The organism is Amycolatopsis sp. NPDC043885 (genome assembly GCF_056435685.1).
The window spans coordinates 89,931-102,103 of the sequence record NZ_JBWKEA010000003.1 but is presented as its reverse complement, the minus strand read 5'-3'; the positions used below and the strand labels follow the sequence as shown (position 1 = coordinate 102,103).

The following is a 12,173-nucleotide window of genomic DNA, read 5'->3' as shown; positions in this document are numbered from 1 at the left end:
CCGGCTACCGGCTGTCCAGTGAACCCACGAAGGTCCGCAGGTCGCCGACGTACAGTTTCGGCTGCTCCAGCGCGGCGAAGTGGCCGCCCTGGTCGAACTCCGACCAGTGGGTGATGGTGGAGTAGTCACGCTCGGCGAGCGTCCGGATCGGGAGCCCGGGATCCTGCCCGAAGACCGCGACGCCGATCGGGACGGTGACCGGGTCCGGTGCCGCGCCGGGAGTGAACATCTTGCCGAGGGTCGCGGCGGACTCGTAGTAGAACTGAGCGGACGACGTGGCGGTTCCGGTCAGCCAGTAGAGGGTGGCATTGGTCAGCAGCCGGTCACGTCCGACCTCCTCCTCCGGCGTCTTGACCGCCTTGTTCCAGTCGTGGAACTTCTCGACGATCCACGCGAGCTGTCCCACCGGAGAATCCGTGAGGCCGTACCCGATGGTGAGCGGACGGGTCGTCTGCACCTTCATGTAACCCGACAGCTCGGCGTCGAACCGGCTCAGCTCGGCGAGACGGGCGAAGTCCGATTCGCCGAGCTGCGACAGCTCCTCCGGATCGCCGGAGGGCAGGGTCAGCAGCATCGACAGGTACGCACCCCGGACTCGTTCGGGTGCGAGGCGGCTGAGCTCGAGGGAGATGATCGAACCCCAGTCCCCACCCGCGGTGACGTACGAGTCGTAGTCGAGGCGCTGCATCAGCTCTGCCCATGCCCCGGCGACACGCTGGACGTCCCAACCGGGCTCGGTGACCGGACCGGAGAAACCGTGCCCGGGGATGGACGGAATGACCAGGTGGAACGCCAGGGCAGGGTCGAGGCCGTTGGCGCGGGGGTCGGTGAGCGGACCGATGACGTCCAGGAACTCGACGATCGAGCCAGGCCAGCCGTGGGTGAGCAGCAGCGGCGTCGCGCCCGGCTCCGCCGAGGTGATGTGCATGAAATGGACGTCGGCGCCGTCGATCTCCGTGATGAACTGAGGGTGCCGGTTCAGTTCCCGTTCCGCTGCTCGCCAGTCGTAGGTGGACTGCCAGTACGTGGCGAGCTCACGGAGGTAGTCACCGGGGACGCCGCGCTCCCAGCCCGGGACCGACACCGCGGTCGGCCAGCGGGTCGAGGCGATTCGCGCGCGTAGGTCCGCGATCTCGGAATCGGGTATGTCGATCCGATAGGGCCGCATCGAGGCCACCTTTCCTCAGCCGGGGGTATGGGTGGTCCCCGCGTCCCCCGTCCGGGAGCCGTTGAGACCCGAGGTACATCGTGGTCATGGATGGCAGCGCCCGCGTCTTCACGGTTGCTCGGCCTCCGGCGCCACGGACTCCCGGTGCGCAAAGGAGGAGACGATCGAGCACCGGTGGCCTGGGATCGTCGTTGCGAACGTGCGAGTGAGGCAGCGACGGCGACATACATATTTGGAGGACGCCTTGTCCGGATACGCCATACTGTCGGCGGACGAGCTTCGTAAGCGGGCCGAGGACCTGGTGCCGCTGATCGAGTCGAAGGCGCTGTCGGCGGAGCAGAACCGCACCCTGGACGACGAGGTGGTCGAGGCGCTCGCCGAAGCCGGCCTGTTCGACTTGCGCCGGCCGCAGCGCTACGGCGGCCACGAGACGAGCGCGCTCGACACGGGCGACATCGTGTCGATCATCTCGGCGGCCGACCCGTCGGCGGGCTGGAACACGGCGGCGTGGGCGATCGGTGACTGGTTGGCCGCGGCGTTCCCCGACCACGTGCAGGACGAGGTGTTCGCCACGTCCGCCACGCGGATCTGCGTCTCGCTGAGCCCGACGGGGGTCGCGACCGAGGCCGGGGACGGACTGGTCGTCAACGGGCGCTGGCATTTCGTGAGCGGCGCGCGGCGCAGCCACTGGCAGGCCATCATGGCGATGGCCCCGGCCCCGGACGGCAGCCAGTGGCCAGTGGCCGCGCTGGTGCCGATGTCGGAGCTGACGATCGACGATGACTGGCACACGTCGGGCCTCGCCGCCACCGGCAGCGTCGACACGATGGCCGAGAACTTGTACGTCCCGCGAGAGCGCACGCTACCGATGGTGTCGGTGCTCCAGGAGCAGTACGCGTCCGAGCTCAACGCCGCCTCGCCCGTGTTCCGCACCCCGATGATCCCGACCGGTGCGGCGGGGTTCATCGGCGTGGCGATAGGGATGGGCCGAGCGGCGCTGGCCGAGTTCCGCCGGAACCTGTCGGGCCGGCCGATCACGTTCACCGACTACAGCCTCCAGAGCGAGGCTCCGGTCACACACTTCGAGGTCGCCGAGGCGGCGTTGAAGCTCGAGGAAGCGGAGTACTACGCCTGGAAGATGGCCACTGTCCTCGACCAGAAGGGCACAGCGGGCGAGGCGTGGACACTCGAGGAGCGGATGCACAACCGCGGACGTCTCGGCCGACTCGTGCGGCTGGTCGAGGAGGCCGTCGACGTGCTGGCATCCGCGAGCGGGGGCTCCTCGATCAAGCTGTCCAAGCCGATCCAGCGGATCCGGCGCGATATACACGCGTTCAGCCTGCACGGCCTGATGCACCCGAACACCAATTTCGAACTGTACGGCCGCTCTCTCTGCGGGCTCCCGCCGAACACGCAGTACCTCTGAATCGCTGAGTTCCACGACGCCACTCCACGGCAGGCCTTCGCGCAACTCCACGCCGTCCAGCACGACCGGCAGACCACCGACGTGCCCGAGCCACGAACCGACGGCCAACCCGAAATGCCACTGGGCCGCCTCCCTAAAGAGAGGCGGCCCAGTGGTTACCAACCGAGTCCAGGTCTTGCTACGTGGCGTTGCGTGCGGACGGTCGCCGTGGTGTCGACCCAGATCTTCGGCACTCTGCTGGGCACGGTGGTCGCCGCACCCTCGGCCGAACGCGAGCGGTGGGTGACCGAACTGAACCGGGCCCTGGTCGGCTACCTGGCCACCGTGCTGGATTGAGCAGCGCGCGTCCGCGCTCTTCCTTGCCGTCGACGGACCGCTGATCCCGATCGGCGTCGCGCGGTACCCGGTGCCGGCGCACAGGGCGACTCGAATCCGCTGCTGGCCCGCCTCCACCTGGCCGGTTGGGCGGTCCCGCGGGCGGGGATGTCCAATTGGATATGCGTCGGTGCCAGCTTCAACGGCCCACTGCACTGGTTCGACCGAGACGACCTGCGAGAACGGTGTGAGTCGCAGCTGGCCTTTGTCAGGTTGCCGAAGGAGGAGCAGGATGCACGCACCGCCGAGGCTCTCAAGCGAATGTCAGAGTTGATGTCTCCAGGCATGACCGGACAATCGCGTTAAGCAGCTCGTGCTCGCCGGCGCTTGGACGGATCGTGGGCTTTCTATTTGCATGCCACGGTTGCGTCCTGGTCGGTGTCGAGGTTGGTTACCTTCGGTCTCGCCCGAGAACAGGAGCCCAACCAGCCCGAAGCCACTACACAGAGTGGCCACAAGCCGACACCTGAGGTGAGTCAGAAGCCCTGAAATAGCATTCAGGCCTGGCATTCTGTCGAACGCCAGGCCAGAGTGCTGAAACTACGAAGAGTTTAAACCGCAGCTCAACAGCGATCAGAACCCTTGAGTGGAGCTGAGGGGAATCGAACCCCTGACCTTCTCGATGCGAACTGTCGGCATCGACGTTTTCGCAGGTCACTGAGGTCATGTCCGGGGCCATAGACGCTGCTGACGGTCGCTCATGGTTGCTGGCGTTGCTGTACTTTGCTGCTGTACATCATCGTCATCGTCGCTGGTCAGCGCGCTGTGTCTCGCTCTGAATCTATCGCACTCCGGCCCCTCGTGGCTGTCTGAGTGCCCTGGTGCCTGCTCGTCCCCGTTCCCCTCGTCACCGCCACGCCTTGCGCTGAGTCGGTCGTGTCAAGGCACGCCTTCCCGCCTTGATGCGGGCGGCTCGGCGTAAGACGCTGAGAGGCGAGGGAGCCCCCGGTGACCACTTCACGTCGGTCAGGTGGGCCGGGCGACCTGACCGTGTGTGTCGCCGGACGCCGTTGTGAGACCACCACGTCGCCAGTCGTGGGACCACCGGCAGCAGTGCAGAAGTGGCACAGGTTATCGCGCTGGCGATTAGCGACGCTGCGTTCCCGAATGACCGGTAAGCGGCAGAAGCGGACGTCAGAATGAGCACCGGCCCGCCTCGACGACACGAGGCGGGCGGGGGCGTCAGAGCACGCGATCAGCGGCATGTGAGTGCGTTCGCGACTCAGAGGCGAGCGCTGGGGTGGCACCATCCGGTGAGACGATCCATGAGATCCAGAACATGATCTTCGGCGGGATCTTCGTACTGTCGGCTGCTGCCAGCTGCCGTCCGAATCTCTAACCGAGCGGCATAGCACGCTCGGAGGATGTCCTCGCGGTCAACTCCTGCCGAGAGTGCGGCCTTAGCCACGTCACCTAGCGCGGTCCCCGTCGGGTCCACGCGGGCCGCTTCGACGAGGCCGCTGGCCAACCCAGGGTCCGCGCCTTGTGAAGCAGTCCGTAGCACTTCTGCCAGCTCATCAGGAGACTCTGATCCGTCCACCAGGCGAGCGTGCCAAATCGCTGCCGCACACTCAAATCATTTGGGTAAGACTCCGGGGTCCGAGGCTGCCAAGTAACATCCGCTCGTCGGCTAAGCGAGTCGGGTGATCTCGCCGTGTGGCTCTTGGATCTCCGTCGTCGTTGGCGGCGCGCTGCGTGTGCTGCTCTGCGGCGGGCTCGCCCGGCGGCGCCTGCCGGAGCGGAGCGGGAGGCCGGCGTCGCCTCTTGGGCGTAGCCCGCCGGACGGGTAGTGACCCGGGCGCCGCCAACGGCGGCGCCTTGATCCCATAGAGCCAAATTCGGCAGGACTCGCTTGTCTGCGCTTCGGCGACCGCTCGGGGCGTCAGGGTGGGCTACACGCGCAGCGTCTTAACGATCTCGTCGGCAAGGCTGGCGTTACCGGCGGCAACGAACTTTTGGCGCGGGTTCATCGCTGCGGTGATGTCAGCGAGCGAATCGAAGCTGTAGTCAAGGGAGAGCGGTTGGCCCTGGAGATCGACGACGGTTCCGCCTGCGGCATGAAGCACGTAGTGGCCTGGAGCAAGGTCCCAGATGGCAAACCCCTTTGCGAACTCGACGGTGGCGTCGGTCAGACCAGCGGCCACATGGCACAGGCTCACTGAACCGAAGTCGACACCGATGCGCCCCTTCTTCTTGTCCCCGGCGGACGGTGCGCTGAGAGCGGCTAGGAAACCCTCCTGCCGTGCAAGGGGAGCGAACCGTGCATCTGGGCGCATCAAGTAGTTGGTTACCAGGGCTTCCGCGAGGCTGGCTTGCGAGGGCTGGTCGAGCGCGTACCTCGTGGAGTCGGCTGTGACCATGAACGCCCGGTCAACGCCTTCGTCGTCTCGCGCGCCGATGTAGAGCTGAATATGGTGGAAGATATCTCCGATCACCGAAACGATCGGCCTGGCGAGAGCGCGAGAGTAGACCATGATGTGTGTGTAGCCGTAGAGGCCGCGCACCGCGAGTTCGCTGGTATCCAAGGGATCGACGAGAATGCAAAGATCAGGGTCGGAGTCTGGGCCGATCACTTCTGGGTCGGCTTCCTCTGATGCGTAGACGAAGGACGTCAGGTGTTCGGCAATGGCTTCCTTGTAGCGTCGATGCATCCACAGATCGAAGTCTGAAAGGAAGTTGTCACTATGGCGAACGTTCTCGTGTTCTCCGCGATTGCCAGTGATAGCGGCTTTCATCAGGCGGGGCCGGATTTCGAGCATCATTCCCTTGACCAGATCGGCGATGCGTGCGGCTAAGTCGGGGATTGACGGTTCGTGGTTCATCGAGTGGGCCACCTTCGTGATCTATCGCAGTTCCAGCGGAGGTTCAATGCCGGGAGGGCTCATGGTCGCGGCGATGAAGATAGCGGAGAAGTCTGCCTTCCGCAGGTTGTGCACGCCTGCAAGGTCATCGAAGCTGTAGGCGCGGGGATCGTCGCCCTTGGTCATGGCTCCGAATACGGCAAAATACAGGTCGGCAGTCGGGTAGCGTGCACGAACCTGCTTTTCAAGGTATCCGATAGCGTCGGAATGCTTGACCTCGAAATCACACAGAACGATGGTCGGGTGATCTTTGGCCTCGGGGAAAACGGAAGCGTCGTCAAGCTCGATGCCACCGCGAACCTTGTTGCAGCGCAGGTAGCCGATCGGGCATCGCGAAAACCGCGAAGACGAAAGAAAAGTGGCCATGACCAAACCGGCTTCGTTGATCCCGAAGCAGATATCAACGTCGAGGCGGCTGCCAAGATTCTTGATCTGATTGCCGAGTCGCTCGATCCCGAGTCCGAATGTCTCCCAGTTCAAGTCCAGTAATCGACCTGGCTGCGGGTTCGGTAGCGAGAAGACGTCGATAGTTGAATCGCCGAATTCGGCTCTGGGGACCGCAAGGGTGAATTCTTCGCCGACCTGGTTTCCTGGGGCGGCTCGGGCCCCCTCGGTGTGAATCTTCCGTGGGGGAGATTCTTGAGCAGGAGTTTCCGCCCTTGTCTGGGGTGGCTCGGGTACGAACTCGATTCCGCCTTCGTGTGGGCCGAAGAGTTGTTCGGCTTGCCAACCGGGAAGCATTGCTTCAAGGATTCGGCAGTGGTCGGCGTAGGGCAGGCCGACGAGTTCGCCGGACAGCCATCGGTAGAACTGGGCTTTACTGGGAAAGCTGCCCCTCAGGCTCTTGTCGACCTTCTCGGCCACCTTGTCGTACTCGCGGCAGAACGCGCGGTAGCTCTGCAAGTGCCGTCCTCGAAGCAGGACCTTGAGGACGATCGGCCGGGCTTCCTGAGCTGCGGTGTCGGGGCTCATGAGACCAACGTAGCACGGGAGACGAGACAAGACGAGACAAGGTGAGTGCGAGATGCTGCGAGGCGAGACCGAGACGGTGTCGTGACGGGACACTCGTTTGGCCGATTGTTGTAGGTACGCCGGTAAAGGCGTATCCGACAAGCGGGAAGGTTCAACACGATATGGCGATCGAAAAGGGCATCCGGTTCAGCGTTGAGCACGACGATGCGTTTCCGCAGGGACTCGTGATGGTGGGCGAAGTGTCGCCGGACAACGAATATCAGTCGCGTGATGAGAGGGCGCAGGGGAGGCCGACGAGGCAGCGGGTGGACGAGGTGACCGGGAAGCGGCAGTGGAAGTTCATGGCGACTGACCCCGGTGAGACGAAGGCCAAGCGGGCTTCGTTCGAGATCACGTTGTTGGCCGATGTGCAGCCGGTGCCGACGACGGCTGAGGTCATGCCGGGTATGCGGCCGGTGGAACTGGACGGGCTGACCGCTGAGCCGAAGGTGACGGGGCAGGGTGAGTTCAAGTATCTGTCCTATGTGTTCCGTGCGACCGGGTTCAAGGCTGCGGCGAGTGGTACGGGCGCGGCCTCGGGTGGGAAGGCGGCGCGGTCGACGGTGGGTGAGTCCTCGGCCAAGGCCGCGTGACGGCATTACTTCTACGGGGAAGTGGTGTCGTGATGCCGAACAAGCAGGTGTCGGCGTGGGAGGCGGCGTACCGCGCGTATCGGGATGCGTCGGACGCGGATGCACGGTCACGGGGTGCGAATCCGGAGGTTGCGCGGGAGATGGCGGCGGCGTCGCGGGAGGTCGCGCAGGCCTGGCGGGCTTTGGCTGGTGAGCGTGTCCTGCCGTGGTGGGTGGTCGCTGCCGTGGGATCGGCCGCGCAGGCGTTCGAGGAGCAGGCGCGTGTGTGGGAGCGCAGGGCGGAAGGTGACGAGTATGCGGGAGGCGTTCAGTTCGACGTGGGTGATGGGCCCGTGGGACGAGGTGACGGTGGAGGAGACTGGTTCGGGCCTGGGGTCGCCCCCGGTGCTGGTGCTGTCGGGCACGGCGGGATTGCTGACGATCCGTCCTCCCGGACATCGGGGCGGTTGGCCGGACCGGGCGGCCTTCCTTCGCCGACTCCGCGACTGCGCGGACGAACTGGCGGCGCTGCTCGAAAGCCGTGCAAGGAACGGGGCCTGTGATGACGACCCCGGGCAGGAATGAGCCGCAAACACTCAAGGATGCGCACCACGTCGCGGCGTCCACTCGCCCTCAGTCGGACGCGAGCCTCGCAACATGGCTGAAATGGCGTCGAGACAACGCAAAAATGTATCGCGCAGTGTCCGATGTGGACAGATTCCATCATCATGAACTGCGGTACTGGGTCGCACATGAAGACGGTGAGGCGGAAGAGTTGACGGCGAGGATTCAGGCACAGAAAACGACCGTGGACGGCGAGGGTTAAAGGGTAGGAGGTGATGGGAATACAGATGAAGGACGGCAGCGTGACCCGAAGCGGGTGACCTTTCCGGATGTTGAGGCTGGGAGGCATGTGCCACTCGGGGCGTTGCTGGCTCGGGTCCGGGGTCTGCGCGGCTTATCGCAGGTCGCGGTGGCGGAGCGGGCTGGCATGAAGGCGCAGACCGTGTCAGGGATCGAGCGAGGGCTTCGTGGTATCGAGCGCGTTCCGATGATTCTGCGTCTCGCGGACGCGCTGGATATCCCGCGTGCGCAGCTCTTCGAATGGTCAGCCCGCCACGTCGAGACCGAGAGCAGTCGATACGTGAAGTACGCGTCCGGACGCCCGGAGCGGGAGCGTCCACGCAATTGATCGCTTAGAAGAAAACCGAATATCGACAATTTTCACACGTGGGGACGTGTGGCGGATAAACACGTCCCCACGTGGCTAAAAGTGTCCCTAAAAACGCAGAACCGGCCCCTGGCTACCAACCTGTTCCGGTTCTGCGCCTGTCCACTGGAGCAGTGAACAATGAAGAAGATAAATGACGGCACACAGTGCGAGTCAACGGGGGTCACCCGAACGCGCTGTACTGAATGCAAGAGGTTCGCTCGGCTGCTGCCGGGTGAGGAGAAGTGCTCCCCGTGCCTGGGGATGCTGCCGCTGCCGATCGTGGTTCCTGCTGCTGGTCTGCGGGGTGGTCGGCGATGAACACGCAGGAGATCATGACCACGCTCGCGGTCGGCGGCGGGCTGGCGGTGGTGCTGTGGGTGCTGGCCAAGGTCGGCCGTGTCCTGGCGAGTGTGCTGGAGGCACTGGCTGCGCTGGCGGTGCTCGGCGTGGCGCTGTGGGGCCTGCTGCGGGCGGTCGGCTGGATTGTTCGGCAACTGGTCACGCACTGGCGTACCTGCCTGGCACTGCTGGCGCTGTGGGCCTGGTGCACCTGGCTGGGCTGGCTCTCCCTCACGGTCACGGTCGGCGTGCTGGCGGTCGTGCTGCTGGTGTGGTGGCGGCTGGACGCGGTCGGGTATGACCACTGGTGCGGGCGGTGGCTGCGGGCGTGGTGGCTGCGCTGGGCGTTCTACGGGCGCAAGCTCGCCGGGTGGCTGCACGCCTGCGGGCTGACTGTCCGGGATGACGCGATTCCCGTTGATGTGACGGTGAACCTGGTGTCTCGTCGGCGCAAGCGTGAGGCGGTCGCGAAGGCGCGTCAGGCGTCCGGGGTGGCGGTGCCGAAACTGCTGTCGGTCCGCTCCGGTCCGTCGTGGGATGAGGTCCGCGTGCGGCTGGTTCCTGGGCAGAAGCCAGAGGATTTCGATGAGGTCGCGCGGGAGTTGGCGGTGGCGCGCAAGGTTGCGCGGTGTCAGGTGCGGGAGCTTGAGCCGGATGTGGTGTCCATCGACTTCATGCGCCGGGATCTGCTCGACGCGGCGGTGACGTGCCTGCCGGTTCCGGAGATGGTCTCCGTGGACGGCTCGGGGGTGGATCTGCGGGCGGTCTATGCGGGGTCGACGGAGTACGGCACGCCGTGGACGCTGCCGCTGGTCGGTGGTGGCGCGCACACGCTGGTGGCTGGTGCGTCGGGGTCGGGGAAGGGCTCGGTCCTGTGGGCTCCGCTGGTGTCGGCTGCGGCACCGATCCGCGCCGGTCTCATTCGCGTGTCCGGGATCGACCCGAAGGCGGTCGAACTCGCCTACGGGCGCGGGATCTTCGCCCGCTACGGCGTGTCCGGCAAGGAAGCCCTGGACGTCCTCGACGCGCTGATCGAGGAACTGGAGAACCGGAAGCGCGTCTTCGCCGGGAACACCCGTCAGGTCCCGGTCTCGACGGAGTATCCGGTGGAACTGCTGGAGTTCGACGAGATCGGCGCTCTGACCCGCTATACCGATCGCAAGACCCGTGACGCGATCGTGGAACGGGTGGCGATCCTGACCACCCAGGGGCGGGCGCTCGGGTTCGCGGTCCGGGGCTATGTCCAGGAACCGACCAAGGAAACCGTCCCGGTGCGGGAGCTGTTCACCCGCCGTATCTGCCTGCGGGTGACAGCCAAGAGTCAAGTCCCCATGGTCCTCGGCGATGGCGCCTACGAACGTGGGGCCTGGGCGAACCGCATCCCGGAATCGGCGGCCGGGGTCGGCTACGTCTGGGGTGAAGGCATCCGCGAACCCCTGCGCGTCCGGGCCGGGTGGGTTCCCGACCAGACCATCAAGCACCTGGAGCACTACGTCACCAACGGCGGCGCCTCGGTCATCCACCTGTCAGACCGGCGCGGCGAGAGGGGGACGGCATGACCACGACAGATTCGCAGGTCGGAACAGGTTCGGCCTCCCCGCCGGCCACGAATGGACGAATCCGCGGGGCGCTCTCTGCCGACGTCGTGAAGGCCACCGCGGAGAAGCACGGGGTGTGTGTCCGGCCGTTCACGATGGAGGTGGGCGACACCGAAACCGGCGAGATCCGCTACGTGCCCGTGCCGTGCGGGTCCACTGTGGAATCGGTGTGCCTTCCCTGTGCTCGCAAGGCAAAGGCGCTCCGTCAGGCGCAGTGTCGTGAGGGCTGGCACTTGACCGAGGAGCCCGTCATCGCCCGTGAGAAGCCGTCGGAGATGCAAACGGAGCTGGTGGCGTTCCGGGCTGATCTGGCGGCGCACTACCGGGACGCGGTGGCGGCCGGGGATGAGGCCGAGGCGGAGGAGCTGCGGGCGGAGGTCGCCTCGGTGGATGAGGAGTTGCGGGCGTCTGGGATGACGGGTCGTCTGCCTGCCCTCGACGTTCCGGAGAAGCGTCCGGTGAAGCGATCGACCAAGCGGCGGCAGGACGCGCCGAACCTGCCTCGACGGAAGGTGTCCTCGGCGACGGTGGGTCGGGAGTACGCGGGGAAGTTCCGGCCGTCGATGTTCGTCACGCTCACCTGCGACACCTACGGCCCGGTCCGGTCGGACGGCTCGCCGGTCAACCCGACGACGTATGACTACCGGCGGGCTGCTCGGGACGCGGTGCACTTCTCGGCGCTGGTGGATCGGTGGTGGCAGAACCTGCGGCGCGTGGTCGGCTGGGATGTGCAGTACTTCGCCACCGTGGAACCCCAACGGCGGGCGGCTCCGCACCTGCACACCGCCCTACGCGGCTCCATCTCCCACGAAGTCATCCGAATGGTCACCGAGGCCACTTATCACCAGGTGTGGTGGCCTAACCATGACGAGATCGTCTACACGGATCGAGAACCGTTGTGGGACATGGATTCCCGCTCCTTTGTGGACCCGGATACTCGGGAGCCTCTGCCGTCGTGGGATGAGGCCGTGGACGCGGTCGAGGAACCAGCGCACGTCGTCACGTTCGGCCGTCAGGTCCACTCCAAGGGGATCTTGGGCGGCACCGAGGAATCCGGCCGCCACATCGGCTACCTCACCAAGTACCTGACCAAGTCCACTGGTGAGGTGGTCGACGCTGACACTGCCGCGCAGCGGGATCATCACGACCGTCTTCACGCTGAACTGTCGGTGACCCCGTGTTCGCCCCGGTGCGCGGTGTGGCTGCTGTACGGCATCAATCCCAAGGGAGCCAACGGAAAGACCGTCCCCGGGCACTGCAAGGGTCGCGCTCATCGTCGAACGACGCTCGGGCTTCCTGGGCGGCGGGTGCTGGTGTCCCGGAAGTGGTCGGGCAAGACGGTGGCCGATCACAAGGCGGACCGGAAGGGCTTCGTCCTGGACGCGCTGGCCGCTGTCGGGATCACCAAGGAACAACCGGCACCTGACCGGTTCGTCTGGCGCAAGGTCGAACCCGGCGACACCCACTGTCCACCACGGGATCACCTCGTGATGCGCGCCATCTCTGAACGCATCACGTGGAAGGCCGAGTACGACAGGGCATTACTCGCCGCTGAGGGACCACCGGGCGAAGGTCTCGAAACTTCGGCAACTCGGCAAGCGGCGTAAGGG

Annotated in this window: 11 protein-coding genes; 8 read left to right on the top strand and 3 right to left on the bottom strand. The window is 65.6% G+C overall.

All coding sequences use genetic code 11. From position 1 onward, the window contains the following. Nucleotides 1–4: 4 nt before the first annotated feature. Nucleotides 5–1,168 carry an epoxide hydrolase family protein gene (locus tag AC069I_RS13360; RefSeq protein WP_478225463.1) on the bottom strand — a complete coding sequence of 388 codons (1,164 nt, stop codon included), beginning with the start codon at nt 1,166–1,168 and terminating at the stop codon, nt 5–7. 244 nt (nt 1,169–1,412) lie between these two features. On the opposite strand from AC069I_RS13360, the gene AC069I_RS13355 reads away from it, so the two are divergent. Further along, nucleotides 1,413–2,594 (top strand): acyl-CoA dehydrogenase family protein, encoded by a 1,182-nt coding sequence (locus AC069I_RS13355; RefSeq protein WP_478265519.1) that lies wholly within the window; start codon nt 1,413–1,415, stop codon nt 2,592–2,594. A 192-nt stretch (nt 2,595–2,786) separates the two neighbouring features. Continuing rightward, the gene (locus tag AC069I_RS13350; RefSeq protein ID WP_478265518.1) at nt 2,787–2,930 is read left to right on the top strand and encodes a hypothetical protein; all 144 of its coding nucleotides are present in this window, start codon (nt 2,787–2,789) and stop codon (nt 2,928–2,930) included. A 1,931-nt stretch (nt 2,931–4,861) separates the two neighbouring features. Here the strand turns inward: AC069I_RS13350 and AC069I_RS13345 are convergent. Continuing rightward, entirely contained in the window at nt 4,862–5,791 is a 930-nt protein-coding gene (locus AC069I_RS13345; RefSeq protein WP_478265517.1) for an inositol monophosphatase family protein, read from the bottom strand. A gap of 21 nt (nt 5,792–5,812) precedes the next feature. After that, nucleotides 5,813–6,802 (bottom strand): hypothetical protein, encoded by a 990-nt coding sequence (locus tag AC069I_RS13340; RefSeq protein ID WP_478265516.1) that lies wholly within the window; start codon nt 6,800–6,802, stop codon nt 5,813–5,815. A 161-nt stretch (nt 6,803–6,963) separates the two neighbouring features. On the opposite strand from AC069I_RS13340, the gene AC069I_RS13335 reads away from it, so the two are divergent. From AC069I_RS13335 to AC069I_RS13310, 6 genes are all read left to right on the top strand, one after another. Next, nucleotides 6,964–7,434 carry a hypothetical protein gene (locus AC069I_RS13335; RefSeq protein ID WP_478265515.1) on the top strand — a complete coding sequence of 157 codons (471 nt, stop codon included), beginning with the start codon at nt 6,964–6,966 and terminating at the stop codon, nt 7,432–7,434. Nucleotides 7,435–7,728: 294 nt separating this feature from the next. Continuing rightward, nucleotides 7,729–7,998, top strand: a complete 270-nt coding sequence (locus AC069I_RS13330; protein ID WP_478265514.1) for a hypothetical protein — start codon at nt 7,729–7,731, stop codon at nt 7,996–7,998. Then, the gene (locus tag AC069I_RS13325; protein WP_478265513.1) at nt 7,976–8,239 is read left to right on the top strand and encodes an AMED_5909 family protein; all 264 of its coding nucleotides are present in this window, start codon (nt 7,976–7,978) and stop codon (nt 8,237–8,239) included. Before AC069I_RS13330 ends, AC069I_RS13325 begins: the two co-directional genes overlap by 23 nt. A 54-nt stretch (nt 8,240–8,293) precedes the next feature. After that, nucleotides 8,294–8,605, top strand: coding sequence for a helix-turn-helix domain-containing protein (locus AC069I_RS13320; protein WP_478265512.1), 312 nt, complete (start codon nt 8,294–8,296; stop codon nt 8,603–8,605). Nucleotides 8,606–8,940: 335 nt separating this feature from the next. Next, nucleotides 8,941–10,524 (top strand): FtsK/SpoIIIE domain-containing protein, encoded by a 1,584-nt coding sequence (locus AC069I_RS13315; RefSeq protein ID WP_478265511.1) that lies wholly within the window; start codon nt 8,941–8,943, stop codon nt 10,522–10,524. Further along, nucleotides 10,521–12,170, top strand: a complete 1,650-nt coding sequence (locus AC069I_RS13310; RefSeq protein ID WP_478265510.1) for a replication initiator — start codon at nt 10,521–10,523, stop codon at nt 12,168–12,170. The genes AC069I_RS13315 and AC069I_RS13310 overlap by 4 nt, the downstream gene beginning before the upstream one ends. Nucleotides 12,171–12,173: the final 3 nt, after the last annotated feature.

What these genes read in the sequence shown, in the direction of transcription:
- AC069I_RS13330 (WP_478265514.1), top strand. Translation starts at nt 7,729, where the DNA reads ATGCGGGAGGCGTTCAGTTCGACGTGGGTGATGGGCCCGTGGGACGAG.
- AC069I_RS13310 (WP_478265510.1), top strand. Translation starts at nt 10,521, where the DNA reads ATGACCACGACAGATTCGCAGGTCGGAACAGGTTCGGCCTCCCCGCCG.
- AC069I_RS13335 (WP_478265515.1), top strand. Translation starts at nt 6,964, where the DNA reads ATGGCGATCGAAAAGGGCATCCGGTTCAGCGTTGAGCACGACGATGCG.
- AC069I_RS13315 (WP_478265511.1), top strand. Translation starts at nt 8,941, where the DNA reads ATGAACACGCAGGAGATCATGACCACGCTCGCGGTCGGCGGCGGGCTG.
- AC069I_RS13340 (WP_478265516.1), bottom strand. Translation starts at nt 6,802, where the DNA reads ATGAGCCCCGACACCGCAGCTCAGGAAGCCCGGCCGATCGTCCTCAAG.
- AC069I_RS13345 (WP_478265517.1), bottom strand. Translation starts at nt 5,791, where the DNA reads ATGAACCACGAACCGTCAATCCCCGACTTAGCCGCACGCATCGCCGAT.
- AC069I_RS13360 (WP_478225463.1), bottom strand. Translation starts at nt 1,168, where the DNA reads ATGCGGCCCTATCGGATCGACATACCCGATTCCGAGATCGCGGACCTA.
- AC069I_RS13325 (WP_478265513.1), top strand. Translation starts at nt 7,976, where the DNA reads ATGACGACCCCGGGCAGGAATGAGCCGCAAACACTCAAGGATGCGCAC.